19 protein-coding genes are annotated in these 23,189 nt (G+C 39.8%); 5 read left to right on the top strand and 14 right to left on the bottom strand.

The features are described from left to right. Window positions 1-33 precede the first annotated feature (33 nt). The 3 genes from ME5_RS00730 to tkt form a co-directional block, all read right to left on the bottom strand. The gene (locus tag ME5_RS00730; protein WP_008037478.1) at window positions 34-1,236 is read right to left on the bottom strand and encodes a phosphoglycerate kinase; all 1,203 of its coding nucleotides are present in this window, start codon (window positions 1,234-1,236) and stop codon (window positions 34-36) included. A 183-nt stretch (window positions 1,237-1,419) separates the two neighbouring features. After that, window positions 1,420-2,430 (bottom strand): type I glyceraldehyde-3-phosphate dehydrogenase, encoded by a 1,011-nt coding sequence (gene gap / locus ME5_RS00735; RefSeq protein WP_008037479.1) that lies wholly within the window; start codon window positions 2,428-2,430, stop codon window positions 1,420-1,422. Window positions 2,431-2,461: 31 nt separating this feature from the next. Continuing rightward, window positions 2,462-4,441 carry a transketolase gene (tkt, locus tag ME5_RS00740; protein ID WP_008037481.1) on the bottom strand — a complete coding sequence of 660 codons (1,980 nt, stop codon included), beginning with the start codon at window positions 4,439-4,441 and terminating at the stop codon, window positions 2,462-2,464. A 224-nt stretch (window positions 4,442-4,665) separates the two neighbouring features. Here tkt and ME5_RS00745 point away from each other — a divergent pair, with 224 nt between their 5' ends. Together ME5_RS00745 and ME5_RS11015 are read left to right on the top strand one after the other, a co-directional pair. Further along, the gene (locus ME5_RS00745) at window positions 4,666-4,941 is read left to right on the top strand and encodes a DUF4164 domain-containing protein (RefSeq protein WP_008037482.1); all 276 of its coding nucleotides are present in this window, start codon (window positions 4,666-4,668) and stop codon (window positions 4,939-4,941) included. Between the two features lie 52 nt (window positions 4,942-4,993). Then, on the top strand, window positions 4,994-5,314 hold the full coding sequence (locus ME5_RS11015; RefSeq protein ID WP_483413615.1) for a cell division protein ZapA: 321 nt from the start codon (window positions 4,994-4,996) through the stop codon (window positions 5,312-5,314). 463 nt (window positions 5,315-5,777) lie between these two features. Here the strand turns inward: ME5_RS11015 and pyk are convergent, their stop codons facing one another. Both pyk and ME5_RS00760 read right to left on the bottom strand, forming a co-directional pair. Further along, window positions 5,778-7,214 carry a pyruvate kinase gene (gene pyk, locus ME5_RS00755; protein WP_008037484.1) on the bottom strand — a complete coding sequence of 479 codons (1,437 nt, stop codon included), beginning with the start codon at window positions 7,212-7,214 and terminating at the stop codon, window positions 5,778-5,780. Next, the gene (locus ME5_RS00760) at window positions 7,211-7,759 is read right to left on the bottom strand and encodes a DUF1036 domain-containing protein (RefSeq protein WP_008037485.1); all 549 of its coding nucleotides are present in this window, start codon (window positions 7,757-7,759) and stop codon (window positions 7,211-7,213) included. Before ME5_RS00760 ends, pyk begins: the two co-directional genes overlap by 4 nt. A 155-nt stretch (window positions 7,760-7,914) precedes the next feature. Between ME5_RS00760 and ME5_RS00765 the strand changes: the two genes are divergently transcribed. Both ME5_RS00765 and ME5_RS00770 read left to right on the top strand, forming a co-directional pair. Then, window positions 7,915-8,688, top strand: a complete 774-nt coding sequence (locus ME5_RS00765; protein WP_008037486.1) for an N-formylglutamate amidohydrolase — start codon at window positions 7,915-7,917, stop codon at window positions 8,686-8,688. 128 nt (window positions 8,689-8,816) lie between these two features. Next, window positions 8,817-9,074 carry a DUF2312 domain-containing protein gene (locus tag ME5_RS00770; RefSeq protein WP_008037487.1) on the top strand — a complete coding sequence of 86 codons (258 nt, stop codon included), beginning with the start codon at window positions 8,817-8,819 and terminating at the stop codon, window positions 9,072-9,074. Window positions 9,075-9,446: 372 nt separating this feature from the next. On the opposite strand, the gene ME5_RS00775 is transcribed toward ME5_RS00770, so the two are convergent. The 3 genes from ME5_RS00775 to ME5_RS00790 form a co-directional block, all read right to left on the bottom strand. After that, window positions 9,447-11,258: an ABC-F family ATP-binding cassette domain-containing protein gene (locus ME5_RS00775; RefSeq protein ID WP_008037488.1), complete on the bottom strand. Its 1,812-nt coding sequence runs from the start codon at window positions 11,256-11,258 to the stop codon at window positions 9,447-9,449. A 315-nt stretch (window positions 11,259-11,573) separates the two neighbouring features. After that, the gene (locus tag ME5_RS00785; protein WP_008037489.1) at window positions 11,574-11,858 is read right to left on the bottom strand and encodes a hypothetical protein; all 285 of its coding nucleotides are present in this window, start codon (window positions 11,856-11,858) and stop codon (window positions 11,574-11,576) included. A gap of 191 nt (window positions 11,859-12,049) precedes the next feature. Beyond that, entirely contained in the window at window positions 12,050-12,679 is a 630-nt protein-coding gene (locus tag ME5_RS00790; RefSeq protein ID WP_008037491.1) for a thiamine diphosphokinase, read from the bottom strand. Between the two features lie 200 nt (window positions 12,680-12,879). On the opposite strand from ME5_RS00790, the gene ME5_RS00795 reads away from it, so the two are divergent. Further along, the gene (locus tag ME5_RS00795) at window positions 12,880-14,388 is read left to right on the top strand and encodes a M48 family metalloprotease (RefSeq protein WP_425338837.1); all 1,509 of its coding nucleotides are present in this window, start codon (window positions 12,880-12,882) and stop codon (window positions 14,386-14,388) included. A gap of 145 nt (window positions 14,389-14,533) precedes the next feature. Here ME5_RS00795 and ME5_RS00800 read toward each other — a convergent pair whose 3' ends face one another. The 6 genes from ME5_RS00800 to ME5_RS00830 form a co-directional block, all read right to left on the bottom strand. After that, window positions 14,534-15,484 carry a cation diffusion facilitator family transporter gene (locus tag ME5_RS00800; protein ID WP_008037495.1) on the bottom strand — a complete coding sequence of 317 codons (951 nt, stop codon included), beginning with the start codon at window positions 15,482-15,484 and terminating at the stop codon, window positions 14,534-14,536. Window positions 15,485-15,550: 66 nt separating this feature from the next. Then, entirely contained in the window at window positions 15,551-16,465 is a 915-nt protein-coding gene (locus tag ME5_RS00805; RefSeq protein ID WP_008037496.1) for an RNA polymerase factor sigma-32, read from the bottom strand. A 1,336-nt stretch (window positions 16,466-17,801) separates the two neighbouring features. Then, the gene (locus ME5_RS00810) at window positions 17,802-18,389 is read right to left on the bottom strand and encodes a CarD family transcriptional regulator (RefSeq protein WP_008037497.1); all 588 of its coding nucleotides are present in this window, start codon (window positions 18,387-18,389) and stop codon (window positions 17,802-17,804) included. 345 nt (window positions 18,390-18,734) lie between these two features. Next, on the bottom strand, window positions 18,735-19,076 hold the full coding sequence (fdxA, locus tag ME5_RS00820) for a ferredoxin FdxA (RefSeq protein WP_008037498.1): 342 nt from the start codon (window positions 19,074-19,076) through the stop codon (window positions 18,735-18,737). A gap of 134 nt (window positions 19,077-19,210) precedes the next feature. Beyond that, complete coding sequence (locus ME5_RS00825; RefSeq protein WP_008037499.1) at window positions 19,211-19,600, bottom strand: RNA-binding S4 domain-containing protein; 390 nt, start codon at window positions 19,598-19,600, stop codon at window positions 19,211-19,213. 27 nt (window positions 19,601-19,627) lie between these two features. Further along, window positions 19,628-22,531, bottom strand: a complete 2,904-nt coding sequence (locus tag ME5_RS00830; RefSeq protein WP_008037500.1) for a helicase-related protein — start codon at window positions 22,529-22,531, stop codon at window positions 19,628-19,630. Window positions 22,532-23,189: the final 658 nt, after the last annotated feature.

A 23,189-nucleotide genomic window follows, 5' to 3' on the forward strand; every position in this document is an offset into this window, starting at 1 on the left:
CAAAATGATAATATATTAACAAAATTTATTTCGTTATTTTGTTATTTCGGTATTAAGCGCAATAACACCTGGCAATGGTTTGCCTTCCATCCATTCAAGAAAGGCTCCGCCAGCTGTTGAAATATAGCTAAATTGTGCAGCAACATTGGCGTGGTTTAATGCTGAAACAGTATCGCCGCCACCTGCGATTGAAACCAGTTTTCCCTGTTCAGTACGCTCTGCTGCGTGTTTTGCAACACGAACGGTGCTTTGATCAAAGGGGGAAATTTCAAATGCCCCTAAGGGTCCATTCCAAACCAAAGTGGCGGCTTCATCAATAGCGGCCTTAATACGTTCTACAGATTGAGACCCAACGTCAAGCACCATACCCTGCGGCGGAAGTGCATCAACACCATAATGCATATGCGGGGCATTTGCTTCAAAGCGCTCAGCAACAGTAGCATCAATAGGTAAAATAATGGCACAATTGGTGATTTTGGCTTTTTCTAAAATTTTTCTTGCTGTCTCAGCCAAATCACGTTCACATAAAGATTTACCAACATCATAGCCTTGTGCTGCTAAAAATGTATTGGCCATACCACCGCCAATCACCAAAGCATCAACTTTTTCAATAAGATTATTTAAAAGATCAATTTTGGTCGAAACTTTTGCCCCGCCAACAAGTGCGATAACAGGATGAGCAGGATTACCCAAACCTTTTTCTAACGCTTCCAATTCACTTTGCATAGCACGGCCTGCATAAGAGGGAAGAAGATGGGCCAATCCTTCAGTTGAAGCATGCGCACGATGGGCAGCTGAAAACGCATCATTGACAAAAATATCGCCATTTTGTGCAAGCGCTTTTGCAAATTCAGGATCATTTTTTTCTTCCCCTGCATGAAAACGGGTATTTTCAAGCAATAAAATATCTCCGTCACGCATCTCATTGACAGCTTTTGTGACTTTTTCACCGACACAATCATCAACAAAGCCAACTTTGGTCCCTAAAACATGTTCCGTGGCTTTGACAATTTGGCTAAGTGAATCTTCATGAACGACCTGACCTTTCGGACGTCCAAAATGCGCAAGCAAAATAGTTTTTGCACCTTTTTTTTGCAATTCCAAAATTGTCGGCTTAACGCGTTCAATGCGTGTCGCATCACTCACTTTACCGTCCGCCATAGGAACATTGAGATCAACACGTAATAAAACACGTTTTGAATGAACGTTGACATCGTCAAGTGTACGAAATGGCATATTTTCCTCCAGCGACTTTTAAAAAAGCGTTAGCACTCATGTATCTCATCAAAAATATATGTTTTTGATCAAAAAATATAAAACACATTTTCATCAGATTGTTTAATTTTATCGAGCAATCAATGAGTCTTTCTTAGACTTTATTAACAGCCAAATAAAATGGGAGCCTAAGCTCCCATTTTGTTATGATATTGTTTTTGCAAGAGCAACTGCTGTATCGCCCATTCTGCTTGAAAAGCCCCATTCATTGTCATACCAAGAAAGAATACGGCATAAGCTGCCATCCATGACTTTTGTTTGATCTGTATGGAAAACAGAAGAATGGGAATCATGATTGAAATCATGGCTCACCAACTTTTCATCGGTAAAGCCCAAAATACCTTTTAATCGACCATTTGCCGCAGAACGGATAGCATCATTGATTTCTTCAACGGTTGTTGGGCGTTTTGCAATAAATGTAAGGTCAACAACCGACACATTTGGTGTTGGCACGCGAATAGCCACACCATCAAGCAAACCTTTAAGCTCTGGCAAAACAAGTCCAACTGCTTTAGCTGCCCCTGTGGATGTCGGAATCATTGACAAAGCGGCTGCTCGAGCACGGTAAAGATCCTTATGCATTGTGTCGAGCGTTGGTTGATCGCCCGTATAGGAATGGATCGTGGTCATAAAACCTTTTTCAATTCCAATCACATCATTAAGAACTTGCGCTACAGGTGAAAGACAATTGGTTGTGCAAGAAGCATTAGAAATCACAAGATGATCTTTTGTTAATTTATCATGATTAACACCAAAAACCACTGTCATATCAGCCCCATCGCCAGGTGCTGAAATTATAACTCGTTTGGCACCAGCTTCTAAATGAGCGGCAGCTTTATCGCGACTTGTAAAAATGCCTGTGCATTCCATCGCAATATCGACATTTAACTCTTTCCACGGTAACTCTTTTGGATCGCGCACCGCTGTCACTTTAATCGGACCGCGCCCCACATCGATTGTATCACCCGATACTTTCACCTCATGGGGAAAACGCCCGTGCACGGAATCATAGCGCAAAAGGTGGGCATTGGTTTCAACCGGCCCTAAATCATTAACTGCAACAACTTCAATATCATTGCGTCCACTTTCAATAATGGCGCGTAAAATATTACGCCCAATACGTCCAAAACCATTAATAGCGACACGAACTGCCATAGTCATTCTCCCTTAATTGAGGTGTTCAATATTAGAGTTTAGCTTCAGCCGCCTCAACAACCGCTTCCACCGTGATACCGAAATGCTCATAAAGCGCTTCAATAGGTCCACTGGCACCAAAACCATGCATGCCAATAAAAATTCCATCAACACCGATAAATTTATCCCAACCTTGCCGTATGGCTGCTTCAATGGCAATTTTTACAGGTGCCATTCCAATTAAAGCTTTGCGATAAGATTCTGGTTGAGAATCAAAAAGTTCAAAACTAGGGACAGAAACAACGCGTGTCGGTATCCCCTTACCTTCCAGCACAGCATGAGCGCGAACGGCAATCTCAACTTCTGAGCCAGAAGCAAAAATCGTTATTTGAGCGTCATCACTAGCTGTTAAAAGTTCATAAGCCCCTCGAGCACAAAGATTATCCTCTTCATATTCTTTTCTCAATGTGGGCAAATTTTGCCGTGTTAAAGCCAAAGTAGACGGTGTTTTTGTTGATTGTAACGCCAATTGCCAACATTCAACGGTTTCCACCGCATCAGCAGGACGAAAAACAAGATGATTTGGAATAGCCCGTAAACTTGCTAAATGTTCAACAGGTTGGTGTGTTGGTCCATCTTCTCCCAAACCAATGGAATCATGGGTCATAACATATATAACACGAATGCCCATCAAAGATGATAAACGCATTGCAGGTCGGGCATAATCAGCAAAACATAAAAATGTCCCTGAATAAGGAATAAATCCCCCATAAAGCGCCAAACCATTCATGATAGCGCCCATAGCATGTTCACGGATACCATAATGAATATAGCGTCCTGAAAAATCATCTGGCACAATACTTTTTGTTTGGCTGGTTTGTGTATTGTTTGAGCCTGTTAAATCGGCAGAACCACCAATGGTTTCATCTACCACGCCATTGATCATTTCAAGCGCCATTTGTGATGCTTTACGTGTGGCAACATTGGGTTGCTCAGCAGCCAATTGTTTTTTATAAGCACAAAGTTCTGTTTCAAATTGGCCTGGCAAATCTCCCCTTATCGCACGGTTAAATTCACCACGACGTGTGGCTTCCAAAGAGTTATATTTGTTTTCCCATTCTAAGCGGTTTTTGGCAGCATTCAATCCAGAAAGACGCCAGTTGTCTAAAATCTCAGCAGGAACAACAAAAGGCTCACTTGCCCAACCTAAAACTTTACGCGTTTCAGCCACTTCTTCTTGCCCAAGTGGCGAACCATGCACTTTATTGGTTCCAGCCTTATGGGGCGAACCAAAGCCAATGGTTGTTTTGCAGGCAATAAATGTTGGCTTATCGGATGCTTTTGCTTTTTCCAAAGCTTTTTCCAAAGCATATTGACTATGCCCGTCAACCTTTATTGTATTCCAATTGCTGGCTTCAAAACGGGCGCATTGATCCGTGCTATCGGCGATTGAAACCGCGCCATCAATGGAAATATTGTTATCATCCCATAAAACAATCAACTTATTTAACTTCATATGGCCGGCAAAACTAATGGCTTCTTGCGAAAGACCTTCCATCAAACACCCATCACCAACAAGTGCGTAAGTATAATGATCGATAAGATCACCATAACGCGCATTCATCATCCGCTCGCCTAAAGCCATGCCAACAGCATTGGCTATGCCTTGCCCTAATGGACCTGTTGTGGTTTCGATCCCACGGGCATGGCCATATTCAGGATGTCCTGCCGTTTTTGCACCAAGCTGGCGAAAATTTTTAATTTCATCCAGTGTTATATCGTCATAACCTGAAAGATACATAAGCGCATAAAGCAACATAGAGCCGTGACCTGCCGAAAGAATGAAACGATCACGATTAGGCCAGTCAGGATTTTTAGGGTCATGCATTAAAAATTTTGTATAAAGAACCGTTGCAATATCCGCAGCGCCCATAGGAAGACCGGGATGGCCAGAATTTGCCTTTTCAATGGCATCAATTGAAAGAAAACGAATGGCATTTGCCATTTGGTTCTGTTTATCGGTATTTTTCATAATTTTGGGTTACTCACTGACCATCGAAAAGAATTACAATCTTCCACAACATCTTACACATAGCACTTGTAAAAAATGAGTCAATAAATTCCAGCTTTCAACAGATCGATATACTGGATTTCTTGCCACAATGGATTGAGCCATTTAAGAATAATCCAAGAGACACTTTTTTATTGAAAGTGATTCGGATTTAAAGCTGGCATAAGAAAAGGGATCAGAAACAGATGGGCGAAGACACATCAATTCTCGATCAAGCTATGGATCGTTTGGAAACGGCACTCAAAACACTTGAGAATGTCGTTGTGAAGCAAAATGATACGCACACTGACAGCAGTGAATTGGAAGAAGAAATCCAGCGCATGAATGCGGATCGCTCACGCCTTGCTCAAGAGCTTGATACATCTGAAGCGCGCGCTGAAAGGCTGGAACAGGCCAATAAAGAAGTCTCACGCCGTCTCATTACGGCTATGGAAACAATCCGCGCGGTGATAGACCGTTAATAGGTGAAAAATGGCGACAATATCCGTCACAATAGATGGCAAAACCTATCGCATGGCTTGCGATGAAGGGCAAGAAGACCATTTAACTGGACTTGCCAATCAACTTGATCAATATATTCTTCATCTCAAATCCAGCTTTGGAGAAATTGGTGACCATCGCCTTTCCGTTATGGCAGGAATTATGGTCATGGATGAGCTCGCCGAGACACAACGTCAGCTCGAACAGCTTAAAAAAGATAATGAAGACTTGCGGCAAAACACTCTTCAATTAAGCCAAGCCAGTAAGCACTATGAAACAAATGTTGCAAAGACCTTAGATAAAGCCGCCGCCCATATAGAAACATTGGTCAATCAACTCACCTATCATAAATAAAGACACGCTTGTTGAAATGATAACGCAACATTGCAACTCAAATTTTTACTTCAAATGAGCGTTCACTCAGTGAAATCGCATGGCAAATACACAGCGTATGGATACATTTTCCTAAAATAGTTTTTGCAATGTAAAAAACTCATTTTCCTTATGAGACATTTGATTTTAAGCTTTTTCTTAAAACGATCATCACATAAAAATAACGCCAATCTTAAGCGCGAACACCACCTCAAATACGCATGATTTAGCTTGGCCAATGTTTTGAAAACTGTTCATAAATATTCACTATTACCCTTCAGCCGTTAATGAATTTTAAGCTTGTTTCATAGTCATATAACGATCATCACGTTACGTTTTTATAACGTGTTAAACATTTTTTCTCACAGTATTTTTTTTACATGAAATGTTCAAAAAAACAAAAATGATCACACAAAATAATGATCATTTTTGAAAAGACAGAACTTTAAACACCATGCTTGCCATCATCAGAAATAGAGGCGATACGCAGCATATTGGTAGCCCCCGGTGTTCCAAGAGGCACGCCTGCTGAAATAATTATCCGTTCACCCGGCGCACAAAATTCTTCACTACAAGCAATAAAAGCAGCACGATCAACCATATCATCTAGATCAGAAGCATCTTGCGTGACAACACAATGAAGCCCCCACACCAATGCCAAACGACGCGCTGTCTCAACAACTGGCGAAAGCGCTATAATAGGCGTATTGGGACGTTCACGCGATGCCCGAATGCCTGTTGTACCAGATGCCGTATAAGCAACAATGGCAGAAATATTTAATGTTTCAGCAATTTGGCGCGAAGCAAGTGAAATCGCATCGGCCCCTGTTGCTTCAGGTTTTGGGTGTTGCGCACCAATCATGGAAATATAATTAGGGTCACTCTCCACTTTTGTTGCAATACGATTCATCGTTAAAACAGCATCATAAGGATAGTGCCCTGATGCTGATTCCGCTGAAAGCATAACAGCATCCGCACCCTGATAAACAGCTGTCGCCACATCTGAGACTTCGGCGCGTGTAGGCACAGGCGCACCAATCATTGATTCAAGCATTTGCGTTGCAACAACTACAGGCTTACCAGCACGTCGACAAATTTTGATAATATCCATCTGAATGGCTGGAACCGCTTCTAAAGGCATTTCAACGCCAAGATCGCCTCGTGCCACCATCACTGCATCGGAGAGTTCCACGATTTCTTCAATACGTTGCACCGCTTGTGGTTTTTCTATTTTTGATAAAAGCGCCACTTTATTTTTTGAAATCTTACGGACCTCTGCAATGTCTTCTGGGCGTTGTATAAAAGAAAGTGCAACCCAATCAATCGGTTCTTCAAGGACAGCAAGTAGATCTTTATGATCTTTTTCAGTCATTGCGCTGACACCAAGTGTCGTATCAGGAAGGCTCACCCCTTTACGATCGGAAATATGTGTGCCAGCTACGACTTTGCATTGTATGGCTTGTGGCGAACAATTTTCAGCCAAAAGCTGAAGTCGTCCATCATCAATCAGCAGCCGTTCACCGGGTTTTACTGCTTCAAAAATTTCAGGATGAGGCAGAAAAACACGGTCTTTATCACCGGGAAGGTCCTGATTATCCAAGGTAAAACTTTGACCAATAACCAGATCAACACGTCCTTCAGCAAATTTTCCGACCCGCAATTTTGGTCCTTGCAAATCAGCCAAAATACCAATAGGGCGTTTTAATTTTTCTTCAATATGGCGAATGCGTTTGACCAATAATCGCATCATATCATGATCGGCATGGCTCATATTGATGCGAAAAACATCCGCACCTGCCATAAATAATTTTTCGATCATCGCTTCATCAGCTGATGCAGGGCCAAGTGTGGCAAGTATTTTTACTCTACGATCCCGTTTCATTGCGTTGGTGCTCCTGTTTGACCATTCATATTTGGGGTTTGAGTATTTGTCGTATTTCCTTGGGGGGATTGATTATTTTGTGCAGGTGTATTCGGCGTTGGCAAGCCACCTTGAGATGTCGTAGTGTTTGTATCTTGTTCTGAAAGTTGCACCATCCAACTTGTTTGGTTTCCTGTATCAATTTCTTGAAAGCCTGCTTTTTGCATACCACGAGCAAAACAATCATTCACACCATCAATTTTAAATTCGGTATCTTTAATGCACATGCTGACTGGACCATCCCAACTGTCAGTATTTTGTGCGTCTTCTGCATGAAGATAATAAAATCTAGAAGATAAATTACCATCAATAATAGTTTTGCATCGTGTTGGTCCAACAACCCACCAACCTTCGCTCACCCAGCCTGCAGGTGCTCTATATCCAATGGAAACGCCAATCACTGCTTGTGTGGTGTTGCAGACACGAAAATCCGCCCGTGCCAAACTCACACTTATCAAAATCATTGTTAAACCAAATAGAAGAACCGCAATTTCTTTTTTGAGCATTACTCACACCTTAGGCTATAAACTGATTTTTTGTTTATTGTTTTACTTAAATATGCTTTGTTTTGTTTGGTTTTAAAAGATTTGTCAATCAACCCCTTTATCATACAGAAGTTTAGCATAAAATAGTTTTAACACGATCTCAACAGGACAAAAATGTGTCTTCATTCTTTAAACTATCAGGAAACAATCACTCGGGTCTTATTCTTCTTGCCGATCATGCAAGCAATCATTTACCACAAACTTATGGCACATTAGGCTTATTCGATCATGATCTACAACGCCATATTGCTTATGATATCGGCATAAAAGCACTCACTCATGCGCTTAGTGCGCGCTTAAAAGTGCCTGCGATTTTAAGCAATTTTTCACGTCTTTTGATTGATCCCAATCGGGGATTACAGGATCCCACCCTTATTACGCAACTCTCCGATGGTGCCGTTATTCCCGGCAATTATCCTATGAATGATTTTGAGCGACAAAAAAGAATAAAAGATTTTTATAATCCTTATGATCAAGCCATCAAACAAACAATCACTGAGGTTGAAAAAGAAACAAAAAAAAGCCCTATGGTCGTTTCACTGCATTCCTTCACACCGATCTGGCGTGGAACACCCCGCCCTTGGCAAATTGGACTGTTATGGGACACCGACGACCGCGTTTTTTCTCCTCTTTATGACGGACTACAAAAATTTAAGGATTTAACAATCGGCAATAATCAACCCTATGATGGTGCGCTGAAAGGCGACACGATGAATCGTCATTGTACAGAAAACGGCATTGCGCATATTTTAATTGAAATTCGCCAAGATTTATTGGAAACAGATGCTGCTATTGAAAAATGGGTTGATAATCTCGCCCCTCTTCTTTCAAAAATTAATGAAGATCCATCCATTCACACACAAAAATACTTTACCAGCCGTGCTTTATAAAATTTTACGCAAATAGTGATTTAAATAAATATGCGGCTTGACTCTGATAGAGAGACTCATGCATTTCAAACCACTATTGCAAACATATTTTCTTAATTTATAACCAAAATTATCTGGAGACCATTTCCATGAGTGATGTGACAGACGACACAAAAGCTTTAGCTGTTGGACAATTACGCTCTTTTATTGAGCGAATTGAACGTCTTGAAGAAGAAAAAAAAACAATTTCTGATGATATTAAAGACGTATATGCCGAACTAAAAGGCACAGGTTTTGATAATAAAGCCGTCAGAACAATTATTCGTTTAAGAAAAAAAGAAGATCATGAACGTCAAGAAGAAGAAGCCATGATCCAACTTTATAAAGATGCGCTTGGCATGAATTAATGCGATGACACAAAAGGGTTTCATTTGAGAGGTCCATAACTGGTCTCTAACGGTGTTAAAAACCAGATAATATCACTTCAAAAAGCTTCAAATGGAGCTTTTTGAAATTTTATTCTAAGATGACATATATAAAAAAAGAAAATATCATTTTACCTTTTTTAAGCTTTATCATCATATTCAGTCTTAAATTTTAAAAAAGCGCATGGATTAAAATAGCGGCTGCGCTTAAAAGTTTTATAAATAATAAACGTTATCTTTATAAGACTTTATCAGTTTTTGTGATGGTGCCCTTTTAAAAATAAATACGACAAATTGTGATCTTCCACAATTTCTATACAAAACAGACTTTAAGTTAAAAAGAAGTCATTGCTTTTAAAAATTTCCTTCAATCTCTTCACGAAGCATTTCTAATTCCAACCATTCTTCTTCCTTTTTTGTTAGCAAGAGACGTTTTTCATCAAGCAATTGCGATAATTTATGAAATCGTTTTTCATCACGTGTATACAGCGAAGGATCGGAAAATTCTGTTTCAAACCGCTTTATTTCATCCAATAAAGCCGCCATTTCAAGCGGCAATTGTTCCAAAGCATATTTTTGTTTATAAGATAATTTTTGTTTTTCTACTTGTACATTTTGTGCATTTTTTTCATGCACTTTCTTGTCAGATGATTTTTCAACTTTTGTTTCAAGACGATTGGCTTGTTTCTTTTGCGCCAACATATCACTATAACCGCCAGCATAATGCAACCACACACCATTATCTTCAGGCATGACCACACTTGTGACTGTTCGATCTAAAAAATCACGATCATGACTCACAAGCACAACAGTACCAGGAAAATTGGAAACAAGCTCTTGCAAAAGATCCAGTGTTTCCATGTCAAGATCATTGGTTGGTTCATCAAGAATAAGAAGATTTGCTGGGCGTGACAATACTCGCGCGAGCATGAGTCTTGCGCGTTCCCCACCAGACAATTCTTTTATAGGGGTACGCGCTTGTTCAGGCTGAAACAAGAAATCTTTCATATAAGAAACTACATGGCGTTGTTGACCATTCACAATCACGCTATCACCACGCCCATCTGTAAGATAATGGGCCAGCGTTTCACGCTCATCAAGTGCGCGTTTTTGATCAAGCGTTGCCATTTCAAGATTAACTCCAAGACGTATCATACCGCAATCGGGTTGAAGTGTGCCTGTCAGCATGGATAAAAGCGTAGTTTTGCCTGCACCATTTGGTCCCACCAGACCAATGCGATCGCCCTTTTGAATACGAATAGAAAAATCATCAACAAGAATACGATCTCCATAGGCTTTATGAATCGACTTTGCTTCAATAACGAGCTTTCCTGAATCCTGTGCCTCTGCAGCCTCCATGACAGCCACACCTTGAGGGCCGCGATACTCACGATAATGTTGGCGCAATGATTGCAAATCACCTAAACGACGAACATTGCGTTTACGTCTTGCCGTAACACCGTAGCGCAGCCAATGTTCCTCTCGTTCTATTTGGCGTCCAAGCTTATGGTGTTCACGTTCTTCTTCTTCCAAAAGTTTATCACGCCATTCTTCAAAAAAACCAAAACCTTTTTCAAGACGCTTCGTTTCACCACGATCCAACCAAACAGTTGAACGTGTGACGTTTTCTAAAAAACGACGATCATGCGAAATAATCACCAAAGCTGATCGTATTTGGTTTAATTCACTTTCAAGCCATTCAATTGTTGTAAGATCCAAATGATTTGTCGGTTCATCAAGCAATAAAATATCAGGTTGTGGCGCAATCACGCGCGCCAATGCCGCCCGCCTTGCTTCACCGCCAGAAAGATTTTTAGGATTGGCATCACCATCAAGATGAAGATGATCCAGCATATAACTGACCCGATAGTCATCATCACTTGGTCCTAAGCCTGCGGCAACATAATCACTGACAGTGTTAAATGCTTCCATATCAGGGGCTTGCGGAAGATAGCGTATCGTTGAAGAAGGGTGTCGGAAAACTTCCCCATTTGTTGGCTCCATCAATCCAGCAGCGATTTTTAATAATGTGGATTTTCCTGAACCATTGCGCCCCACCAAAGCAATCCGATCCCCTACTTGAACAGAAAGCGCCGCATTGCTTAGCAATGGCGTTCCTCCAAAAGTGAGAGAAATATGATCAAGATGAAGAAGAGGTGGAGACATCTTTATTCCAATTTACGTGCAAACTTTATTGTCATTTGATCTGTATAAAGACTTTAAAAAGACTGGTTTTTCCGCATTTATCGTCAGTGATATGACAGATCGTGACGGTATTTTTATGACAGTAAAAACAAGTTTTTTATTTTTAGAAATCCAGAGTCATGTGTCAAGTAAATCCAAACAATCAGGAAAACAATAAAAAAGGTCGATAAAATCGACCTTTTAAACCATAAATGTTTCAATAAAACAATCATAACACAAGATAATATTGAACCGCATAAGAATAAATACTCACTCTATGCGGCTCTTTTTTTCATATTAGTTACAAGGTGCTTGATACATTTGACCATAAGGATCACGGTAATTACAATATTGTACACCATTACGTTTTGTGGCCACACCGACAACTGTGCCTGCTGCTGCACCAATTGCAGCGCCTGCTAATGCACCTTTTGCGTTGCCTTTAATCGCACCACCTGCTAATGCACCAAGAGCTGCACCGCCTGCACCATATCCAGCTGTGCGTTGTTCATTTGCAGTACACGCCACTGAGGCAAAACCTAATGCTGAAACAATGGTAATAATTGAAAGTCGTTTTAACATATCTATACTCTCTTTTTTTAAACTACTCTTCGTCAATATTTCTCTTTATACAGTTATAACATAACATATATAGTGTGTTGTAACAATAAGGAGAAACAAAGATCATATGAATGCTTATGCGCCTCTTTCAATAAGTTTCTATCATCACTAATCTTAACATCTTTTTACCAAATGAATCAAAATAATCATAATCATTTTGGAGTGGCTAAAATTAGGGCTTGACCACCGCTAAGTTTTAAATTCAAATTTCCCTGCACATAATTAGAAAGCGTTAAAGACGCACCGAAAGCAACATTATGATCTTTAAGGGGCCATTTTGCTCCTTCAATCGTCAAACCTTCAAGATCGCTTAATCCGATAATACTAAAAAGTGAATCTTGAGGGAGCTCAATGTTTTTATCTCCCGGTAAAAAGGGATAAGCTTCCTCTTTTCCGCTGGTTAAAAATACGTCAATCCCACGTTTTGCTAGCGATAAAGCATAAACAAGATGATAAAAACTATGATCGGAACGCTCTCCGCCAAATGCGCCACATAAAATTAACCGCGTAGCACCCCATTTTAAAGCTGTTTCGACAGAAAGCTCCCCATCTGTCATATCTTTTTCAACGGGGAATGAAAGAACTTCAATATCTTTATAGTCTTTTTTTAAAGCATCATTGGATGAATCAAAATCACCGATCCATAATTTCGGCTTGACATTCAATGCTTTTGCATGAGCCATTCCCCCATCAGCAGCAAACACAATGCTTTCTTGAATTTGCGCGCGCAATCGATCTGTCATTGTCAGATTGCCGCCTAAAAGAATGGTAAAACATGTCATAACATATCCATTATTTGGTGCCAGTGAACTCAATAAATTCTCTATAACATAAAGCCTAGATTTGACGATAAAGATCGCATAAAGATAAAATACACTATGATTTCAAATCTATGAAGATCGAAAAATAAAGCAATGGGACACGTCCTATATAAGTATAAAATAACAATGATTGATTTGGTATGAACGGACCGAAAATGGTGATGGTGTTAAAATCTATTGACGAGGATAACTATTTGAGACCTTTTTTAAAAATTGGTTTGCGTGTTTTTGCGTTTATCGGTGTTTTTATCTGTCTTTCTGCTTGCCAACTCTTAGACTTTAATAAAGCAGATGGCGGATTAAAGCCATCAGGCGCGCCTATCACAATTGACAAAGTGGCAAAGGATGATGCCTTGGTTCAATTAAGTGCGCGCCAGCATCCACGCATTTTAAAAACTTATGGTGGTGAATATAGCGATGCCAAACTTGAAAGAATGGTCGCAAAAATTGTTGGCAAATTAACCGCGGTTTCTGATAATCCTAACCAAACCTATCGCATTACCATTTTAAACTCGCCAAATGTGAATGCCTTTGCCCTTCCTGGTGGTTATGTTTATGTCACAAGGGGTATGCTGGCATTAGCCAATGATTCTGCTGAAGTGGCTGCCGTTTTGGCACATGAGATGGCCCACGTAACGGCCAATCATGGTCTTTTGCGCCAGCAAGTTGAAAAAGAAGTTGAAATTACCAATCAAGTGGTCAGCGAAGTCTTAGGTGACCGTACTGTTGAACGTGAAGCCGCTATTCGTGGTAAATTGCGTCTTGCGCAATTTTCTCGCAATCAAGAATTACAGGCAGATGCTTTGGGTATTCAAACACTTGGACGTGCTGGATATGATCCTTTTTCTTCACCGCGTTTTTTACAAGCGATGGAAGCTTATGCTGATTATCGTAGTGTTTCAGGTGCAACCGATGCCACCCTCGATTTTCTGGCAAGCCACCCAGCAACGCCGCAGCGCATTCGCTTGGCCAATTCACAAGCGCGCAAGGTTGGAGCGCCTGGCATTGGCACAACAGATCGGGCTGATTTTCTTAAAGGCATCGATGGTATGATTTTCGGTGATACCCCAGAAGAGGGCTATATAAGAGGCAATCAATTTATCCATCCAAAACTTGGCATTACTTTTTCTGTTCCACAAGGATTTACTATTGATAATTCGACAGATGCTGTGATGGCAAGCGGACCAGGCGATATTGCCATTCGTTTTGATGGTGTTGCGCGTCCAAATAAAATGTCTGCCACAGATTATATGAAAAGCGGCTGGGTCAGTGGCCTTGATAAAACTTCGATACAATCAAAAACCATTGATGGATTGCAAGCAGCATCAGCACGCGCATCCAATGATAAATGGGATTTTGATGTTGTGGTCATCAACTTAAAAGATCGTGTTTATAGATTTTTAACTGCCGCACCCAAAAATTCAAACGCTATAAGTGCCGTATCAAACGCCACGACACAAACATTTAAAGCCTTAAGTTCACGGCAAATCTCTTCCCTGAAACCTTTGCGCATACATGTCGTCAGTGTTAAAGGAGGAGAAACCGTTTCATCAATGGCGGAACAGATGCAAGGAACAATGGATAAAGAAAAGCTTTTCCGCATTATTAATGCTCTTTCACCAACAGCGACACTTTCAGCAGGAAGCCGCGTTAAAATTATTTCTGAATAATAGCATCATTTAAAATATTTTATCATTTACAGACTTTATTTGCATAAGATGCTTATCAATATATGCATAAGCATAATAGGGTGAATGGGAATTGGCAGTCTTTTGCACCATTGGTAAAATCGCCTATGGCTTTAAGCAGAATTTGCTAATATGCCCAATGTGGATTGGCTGTAAAAGATATTGTCAACCAGCGATCAGGTCCAGCATCACCAATCAATGCTCCAATTTCCTCACGTATTTTATCAAGATCTTCAATCGACTTAAGAGGAAAATTTTCAGGTAAAATAAGATGAATTTCAATTGTTGTCGAACGGCCGACTTTGGCTAAATAATTCTGAGAATCAACAAAGCCATATTTTTCTACGATAGAATCGACAACACGATTAACATGGTGATCCAAAGAAGCCGGTGTAATCATTAAGATTTCACGAAACGCTTTCAAAACGGTTTTGAGGGGTATCGGTATCATCACAAGGGCGATAAGAGCCAATACACTTGGGTCAATAAAAGGTAAAAGCCAGCTATAAGAGGTGCCTTCAATAAAAAAGGCAAAGATAAAAGCAAATAAAAGTGCCAAGCTAATTGCGCCCGATACAATCCAACTTTTCACATCAATAGCAATAAAGGCTGAACGGATCGTTCTATTTTTATAAGCTTCAAAAATCGCCATTCCAAAACACAGGCACACACCAAATATTGTAAACCATAAAGCCGCACCGAAATCAGGAGTATGGCCACCTCGAAGAAGTGTGCTAATGGCTTCAAAAAGGCCGTAAAAAACGGCAATCATTAACGATAAACCATTAATGGCTAAAAGTATTGGCTCAAAGTGCCAAAAACCGTTTTGAAAACGTTCAGTAAATTTAGGAGCTTTGCGCTTTTGTCGATTAACGTCAATAAATATAAGACGCGCAACTGCCAATGCAGCAATGCTAAAAAGACAATCAACTGCAGAATACATTCCATCAAAAATAATGGAAGAAGATCCAGAAAAAATTCCAATAGAAATGGCGCTTATTGCCAATAATAATGTTGATGCAATAGAATACTGAAGTAAGCGTTGCTCTTCACGCGCTTGTTGATCATAAAGTTGCAATTTAAACTCCTTAAGTGCTACCTTATAAAGGAATTTAAATATTAAGAAAACTCTTCATAAAAAATTTTAAGACATTTCATATGCGCCTATTGTATTAGAGTTTAAAAGGGCGCGTCTTAACTTTTGCAATGCACGCGCTTCTATTTGTCTTACTCTTTCTTTTGATATGCCCATCATAGCACCCACGGCTTCTAATGTTGCCCCTTTTTCATCCAGTCTTCTTATCCGAATAATTTGTATTTCTCTTTCATTTAAGTTTGTTAACGCTTCCTGCAACCATTGCGCACGGCGTTCACCATCAATTTCGCGTTCAACCAAGGCATCTTGCAAAGGCGCATCATCAACTAATGTGTCCATTTTTGAACCAGAGTTTTCATCATCATTGACCAAAGGTGTATTGAGAGAATGATCAAAACTGGAAAAACGAAAATCCATTGTTTCAACATCAGTAGTGGAAACACCCAATTTTTGTGAAATCATTTGATAAAGCTCTTCTTTAGTCAATTGACTATTGTCTTGAGCTAATTTTGAACGCAAACGGCGAAGATTAAAAAAAAGTGCTTTTTGGGCTGAACTTGTTCCGCCACGAACAATAGACCAATTGCGCAAGATATAATCTTGTATCGATGCCCGAATCCACCATGTTGCATAGGTTGAAAAGCGTACATCACGATCTGGTTCAAACCGTGATGCAGCTTCAAGCAGGCCTACATAACCTTCCTGAACAAGATCTGCAAAAGGAAGTTTAAAATATTTAAAACGTCCAGCGACAGAAATAACAAGCCGCATATGTGCGGTCGCTATTTGATGCATTGCTTCACTATCGCCTTTTTCTTTCCATCGGCATGCGAGCGCATGTTCATCTTCTCTTTCAAGATAAGGCGCTTTTATTGCAGAACGCATCATATGAAGATTTAATGTATTATCGACACCCTTATAGGACTTAGTGGTGACATCCACTGAAGAGGAAAGGTTGTTCATTATGACCCCTTTATTCTCAATTACTTTAAATGGACTAGTTTACACGTCTACTTAACGAACGAATCATGTGTTCGTTCCATAAAACTTATACTAGAAACATTACAACTTAAAATTTTAAATACAGGCAATACACGAAATTGTTATAAAATCTTGAGAATAAAGACAAAATGAATACACATCATAATAAGATGACAAAATATCTTTGAAACAAAAAAAGGCAAAAAAGCAACATTTAAACTCCAAATGACAACAATATAAGTACAGTCATTCTTATTGTGGCAAACAATTATAATGACTGTTTTTTTGAAGAGATGATGATAAAGTAATATGATTTTAACTGATCACTTATTGTACTTGATTTTCAAAATCATCCATAAAGAATTTTTGAAAAAACCTTATTTTCTCAAAGAAAGTTGTGATGAAAACCATAAGATCTTTCGCTGCACACGATAACTGCGATAAGAAATACTTTATTGAAAGCAAAATTTTTCTTTTAAAGACTTAAGCGCATAAAACCTCGTTTTTTAAGCAATCATCACTTAAAATGAAATGTTTTTACGAATAAACACACCTTTATGCATTCATTCGTTTGTCAGGGATTAAAATGCCTATTGGAAATGATTGTTATTAAGCGCTCATTTTTTTTAAGCGCTATTGTGACTTCTTTTGTCTTTTCTATTAAGGGTATAAATCTAGGCTAAAGGTCTATTCATTATGTTCAACAAGTATGAGACTGAAAAATATAAGAACATTTTGTTGACAGCGAAAAAAAAGCGCAAAGTGAAAGCATAGTTTCAAAATGGTTCAACAAAATTATTAAGAATAACTTTCCATATCCTGAGGGTATAAAAACCGCTTAAATCTTTTTTGTCAAAATCTAATAAAGAGACATATTCTCCGATTTTTACTTTTTTTCTTGTCTTTTTTGCTATTTTATTTATTGCTGTTGATTATATCATTTCAATAAAGTGGTCATAAGCCTAAATCTCGCATCGCTTAAACACACTGAAACTTCTAAATGAGACTTTAAAAAAATAATCCGTCGTCATGGCATTCATACGATTGAAAACAGTCTCATATTTTTGTTTTCAAAAAAGATGAAGGATTATGCATAAAAAGATTTTATGTAAATACCACTCAATATTCATCACTTTCATACAAGATTATACATGATCTGTTCATCTCTCATCATGATCAAACATCATAAAGAAAGTGCATTATATAAAAAACCCCACCATATGGCAGGGTTTTAAATAAAACAAACAGCGACAAATGAATTAATTTGGAAGCTTCATGTCATGGTGACAAGAGGATTCATATACAAAATGATGACTCTTTAAGCCGCTTCAACTTCTCCATCTTCAGAATCAGCTTCAACATCACTATCCGCTTTGCTTGCTCTTTTAGGACTTTTAGCAAGATTAATTTCGATTGAACGCACGGCTTCTGTTTCAGAAATTTTATTCACAACAGCAATTTCACGTGCCATACGCTCAAGGGCGGCTTCATAAAGTTGTCTTTCCGAATAAGATTGCTCTGGCTGATTATCGGCACGAAAAAGATCACGCACAACTTCTGCAATGGATATCAAATCACCTGAATTGATTTTTGCATCATATTCTTGAGCACGTCTTGACCACATTGTCCGCTTAATACGCGCACGTCCTTGCAAAACCTTTAGCGCTCGGTCAACAAAATCTGTTTCTGATAATTTGCGCATACCAATGGAAATTGCTTTTGCCACAGGAACTTTGACATGCATTTTATCTTTTTCAAAATGAATGACAAACAATTCCAGTTTGTGTCCTGCCACTTCCTGATCTTCAATAGCAATTATTTGACCAACGCCATGAGCAGGATAGACGATATATTCTGAAGCTTTAAATCCTTGACGAACGGAGGATTTTTTTTGCTGGGATGACATATTTTTTCTTACTCCCTCTGTATCCAAGACCAAAAAGGCGGTGGACACGGATTAAAAACGCGAAATGGGCGCACCCTATGATAGTAGATATTTTTAAAGCAGCGTTTATAAGAAAGGACCAGGCGTTTAAAATGTTTGCACCACAACCATCAAAACGACCTTACTCGTCCGCAAATATATTGCTGCACACATTAAAAAATGGCGCAAAAAAAACATGCAAGATGAGCACACCTTTCCAGAGATAAAACCAACTTAGGAAAACATCCAGCTACCAGCTGAATTTTTGAAACATATCATAAAAAACCAAAGAAATCAACAACAAGCCACTTACGACTGATATGCATTTTATTGATCGCCGCTTCCAGGTTCTGAGGAAAAATATTTTTCTAACTTATCAGGGACGCCATCCATTTCTGTGGCTTCAGGTAATTGATCTTTTTTAACTGTTATATTTGGCCATTTTGATGCATAATCTAAATTGAGCTCAAGCCATTTTTCAAGACCCGGCTCTGTATCTGGTTTAATCGCTTCAGCTGGACATTCTGGTTCACACACACCACAATCAATACACTCATCAGGATGAATAACGAGCATATTTTCGCCTTCATAAAAACAATCAACAGGGCACACTTCGACACAGTCAGTATATTTGCAGCGAATGCAATTGTCGGTCACAACATAGGTCATTTTCAAATCTCCAGTGTTCACGTCAAGCGCATTCCGACAAAAGCCTGTCACACTTTTTAACGGATACGTTTTGATAACAAAATTGAATTAGCGTTTTTATAACGCTGTTTCAAGTCCACAATAAGAGCCAATTGTCATATATCTTGTCGACGGAAATGATCCAACTGACGCCGATCGCGTTTCGTTGGTCGCCCTTTTATGTAAAAATGAGAAGGCGTAATACTTTTTTGTATTTCAGATGATTTTAATTTGGGTGTTTGATCTTCATAAAGTGCTTGTGCCTCACTTGCAGGGCCACGACGGTTTCCCAAGTCACAAATTTTATAAATGATAATGCCTCGCTCAAGCGTGATTGTTAATATATCGCCGAATTTTATAGAAAAAGCAGGTTTGGTAATTTTTTCACGATTCACCCGCACTTTTCCAGATGATACAAAACGAGCAGCAAGACTGCGTGTTTTTAAAACACGTGCAAAAAACAGCCATTTATCCAATCGCTGTCTTTTGTCCAATGTTTCACTCATAAAAAACCTCAAAACAAAACATGAAAACTATCTTTTCATCTGCTCGCGCAAAGCGGCAAGTTTTGCAAAAGGAGAATCAGGATCCAAAGGTTTTTGTGCTGATTTAGGCTTTTTATGATGAAATCCTGTTTCATTTTTTGCCGCTTTATTGAAGCGAGGCTTCTTATTATTATCATCGCCCTTTTTAAAGGTGTTTGGGTGCTTATGTGCTGATTGATCGGCTTTTTTCTTCTGCGTTGCTTGATAAGGTTTTGCAGCACGCGCTTCATGACGCCCCTGATAGCGCCATAATGTAACAGGTTTTGCCTCTTCATTTTTATTTTTTGAAGAAAAGAAAGGACCAATCGGCTCGGCGGCAGGAACCTCTTGCACCATTTTTGATGACAGATCGTTCCAATAAGATCCCACAGGCTCAGCCATTGGTAAAGAAGATGAGGGGATTGGTGTTGTACGACTTTTTTCTAAAAGTGCTTTTTCGAGACTTACCGTATCGCTCACATGCGCACGATATCCTAGGCTTTTTAATATTTCTTCCATATCATCAGGCGTTGCTCCAAGAATAGAAAGCATTGCTGGCGTAACATAAAATTGTTTTCCATCAAAAGCCCCATCGGGTCGTGGTTGCATGCCCACTTTCCAACTCAATGCGGGTCTTATCAAATCAGCCAAACGCTCTAAAATATCTATACGCACAGCACGGCGGCCTAAAATGCGATAACCTGCAAGATGATAAAAAACAGGAGTATATGTCGGCTCAATCACAACCGATGTGCGTCCAGCAGACAAAACAGGCAACACATCACCATATCCCGGCAAATCACGTCCATCATTTTTCAACGCCCATAGCAACGTTAAAGCTTGCGCAGGAGCAGGCTTTAACATCATGGGTAAAAAAATATGAAACGCGCCAAAACGCACACCAAGACGCCGCAAGGCAGCTCGCGATATTTGATCTAAAGATTTCACGTCTTGAGCAACATCACGCCTGGGTAAAACACCAAATTTTTCAACCAATTGAAATGCCAAACCGCGCGTGACCCCCACCAAAGCATCCGCCTCTATAAGATCAAAAAGTGGCTTTAAAGCTGTTTCAAAATGATACCGCACAAACCGCTCAATACGTTGACTCACCTGATCACGCATCGCCCCGTTTAAATGTTCATCTGCCAGCAAGACTGCTCGCGGTTTTAAAACATCGTCCGTTGCAGCAAGACTGGCGATAGGTTGTCCAATCCAACGCACCACTCCATCTGACCCAATTGCCAAGTCACCATTGGGGGAAGCTTTCAAACGCTCTGCTCTTTTTTCAAACTCTGTGGTCAACACTTGTGCCGCAGCAGCTTTCAATGCACGCGCATCGCTCCCCTCGCCCCCGACATCCGCAATAAATCGAAAACCGTCGAGTTTACCAACATGATGTCCTTCAACAAGAACATTACCATTTTCAAGAATTTCGGCATCCATCATTACATTCTCTCTTAGCCGTCTCATAAGTACACTTGTTCTGCGGTCTACAAATCGTTTCGTCAACCTCTCATGCAGTGCATCTGACAATCTATCTTCAATTTCTCGCGTCTTTTCTTGCCAGTGTTGCGGATCGGCAAGCCATCCGGGACGATGTGAGACAAAAGTCCATGTCCTGATTTGTGCAATACGATGTGATAATGTGTCAATATTTCCATCAATCCGATCCGCTCGAGAAATTTGCTCTGCCATATAATTTTCATTCACTGCACCCTTCTTTACCAAATCATGATAGATGGTTGCAATAATATCTGCATGTTGTGCAGGGGCAATTTTACGATAATCAGGAAGAGCGCACACATCCCACAAAAGAGCAATACGCTCACGGCTTTGTGCAAGACGCAAAATATCATAGTCATGCGTTAAAAAATCCAGCGCCTGAACATCAACACTTGGCAATGCTTTTACCAAACCTTCAAGAGGCGCCGCCATATCTAAAGACCGCTTCAAAGCATCAATGGAAGAAAAATCATAATGTGCATTGCGCCATTGCATCACTTTTACTGGATGAAAATGATGGGCTTCAATACGCTCGACAAGATCCTCTTCAAGAGGCGGCACCCTTCCTGTGACACCAAATGTTCCATCACGCATATAACGGCCTGCACGACCTGCAATTTGTCCCATTTCTGCGGGTTTTAAATCACGAAACTGGTAGCCATCGAATTTGCGTGTTTGCGCAAAAGCAACATGATCGACATCAAGGTTAAGTCCCATGCCAATCGCATCGCTTGCAACAAGATAATCAACATCACCTGATTGATAAAGTGCCACTTGCGCATTTCGCGTACGCGGTGAAAGAGCCCCCATAACAACGGCTGCCCCTCCGCGCTGACGCTTAATAAATTCAGCAATTGAGTAAACCTCCTCAGATGAAAAAGCCACAATAGCGCTGCGGCTTGGAAGCCTTGTGATCTTTTTAGACCCTGTATAAAATAAATGCGAAAAACGCGGCCGCGTGACAATCGTAAGGCCAGGCAACAGCTTTTGCAAAATGCCCTGCATTGTAGCGGCACCCAAAAGCATGGTCTCATGCTGCCCACGCAAATGCAAAATGCGATCTGTGAAAATATGTCCGCGTTCTAAATCATCAGAAAGCTGCACTTCATCAATCGCAACAAAAGATGCTTTTGTTTCGCGAGGCAAAGCTTCCACTGTACAAACAGAATAACGCGCATTAGGGGGGATTATTTTTTCTTCACCAGTCACCAAAGAGACTCGATGAGCGCCAATTTTTTCACATATGCGTTGATAAACTTCACGGGCAAGTAGCCTTAAAGGCAACCCAATAAGTCCGCTATCATAAGCTAACATACGTTCTATTGCGAGATGTGTTTTACCTGTATTAGTCGGGCCTAAAACCGCTGTCACATCACGCCCCGAAACATTCATGGGGGCTTTCGCCATAATACACTCCAAATGCCAGCTATAAAACGCTCTGTAAAACGAATGACAAAACACGTTTTAGCTTTTAAAAGGAATTACCGCCTTATTCACTCTCGTGCAAGTCTTGTCCTTCACAAAGTATGCACCACAATTTTTGAAATTGAGAACAAGAGTGGAACGAATCAGCGACGAATCGCTGACATTTACATGTTCTAACTTTGTTCTGAAGGCTATCGCTTTCTTCGTAATAAAAATTTATTATCAATATAGTATGCGAATATCAAAAAATCCAGTTTTCAGCAAAACCTCTGCTTTAAAAAACAGATGAAAGGATTTATCAGGCTTTTTTAAGCGTATTAATTTTTAAACATTGTGGTGAATTTTAATGATCCGATTATAAAAACGATCTGTCATGAGAATGACGTGTTCATTATGATTAAACAAAGTGTTTAGCCTTATTTTATACAAGATGACCAAGATGAAAACGTCACGTAGTCAAGTAAGCATGACAGTAAAAAGCGCTTTTAAAATCTACAATAAAACAGAATATGATAGCCAAAACGATAAAATAGGCGCATCATTTTAAAACAGTTTTCAAAAGCGCGGCAAACGCATGAAACACTTCTTCAACCACAGAAACATTTTTCATCACCAAAAGTTATAGATTGATAGTCATGAT

The organism is Bartonella tamiae Th239, from assembly GCF_000278275.1.
GTDB lineage: Bacteria > Pseudomonadota > Alphaproteobacteria > Rhizobiales > Rhizobiaceae > Bartonella > Bartonella tamiae.

Bases quoted from the DNA above. Each gene is read 5' to 3' on its own strand.
- ME5_RS00805 (WP_008037496.1), bottom strand. From the start codon at position 16,465: ATGAACAACCTTTCCTCTTCAGTGGATGTCACCACTAAGTCCTATAAG.
- ME5_RS00745 (WP_008037482.1), top strand. From the start codon at position 4,666: ATGGGCGAAGACACATCAATTCTCGATCAAGCTATGGATCGTTTGGAA.
- ME5_RS00810 (WP_008037497.1), bottom strand. From the start codon at position 18,389: ATGTCATCCCAGCAAAAAAAATCCTCCGTTCGTCAAGGATTTAAAGCT.
- gap (WP_008037479.1), bottom strand. From the start codon at position 2,430: ATGGCAGTTCGTGTCGCTATTAATGGTTTTGGACGTATTGGGCGTAAT.
- tkt (WP_008037481.1), bottom strand. From the start codon at position 4,441: ATGAAAAATACCGATAAACAGAACCAAATGGCAAATGCCATTCGTTTT.
- ME5_RS00775 (WP_008037488.1), bottom strand. From the start codon at position 11,258: ATGTCTCCACCTCTTCTTCATCTTGATCATATTTCTCTCACTTTTGGA.
- fdxA (WP_008037498.1), bottom strand. From the start codon at position 19,076: ATGACCTATGTTGTGACCGACAATTGCATTCGCTGCAAATATACTGAC.
- ME5_RS00770 (WP_008037487.1), top strand. From the start codon at position 8,817: ATGAGTGATGTGACAGACGACACAAAAGCTTTAGCTGTTGGACAATTA.
- ME5_RS00785 (WP_008037489.1), bottom strand. From the start codon at position 11,858: ATGTTAAAACGACTTTCAATTATTACCATTGTTTCAGCATTAGGTTTT.
- ME5_RS11015 (WP_483413615.1), top strand. From the start codon at position 4,994: ATGGCTTGCGATGAAGGGCAAGAAGACCATTTAACTGGACTTGCCAAT.
- pyk (WP_008037484.1), bottom strand. From the start codon at position 7,214: ATGAAACGGGATCGTAGAGTAAAAATACTTGCCACACTTGGCCCTGCA.
- ME5_RS00790 (WP_008037491.1), bottom strand. From the start codon at position 12,679: ATGACATGTTTTACCATTCTTTTAGGCGGCAATCTGACAATGACAGAT.
- ME5_RS00830 (WP_008037500.1), bottom strand. From the start codon at position 22,531: ATGGCGAAAGCCCCCATGAATGTTTCGGGGCGTGATGTGACAGCGGTT.
- ME5_RS00730 (WP_008037478.1), bottom strand. From the start codon at position 1,236: ATGCCATTTCGTACACTTGACGATGTCAACGTTCATTCAAAACGTGTT.
- ME5_RS00760 (WP_008037485.1), bottom strand. From the start codon at position 7,759: ATGCTCAAAAAAGAAATTGCGGTTCTTCTATTTGGTTTAACAATGATT.
- ME5_RS00825 (WP_008037499.1), bottom strand. From the start codon at position 19,600: ATGAGTGAAACATTGGACAAAAGACAGCGATTGGATAAATGGCTGTTT.
- ME5_RS00795 (WP_425338837.1), top strand. From the start codon at position 12,880: ATGGTGTTAAAATCTATTGACGAGGATAACTATTTGAGACCTTTTTTA.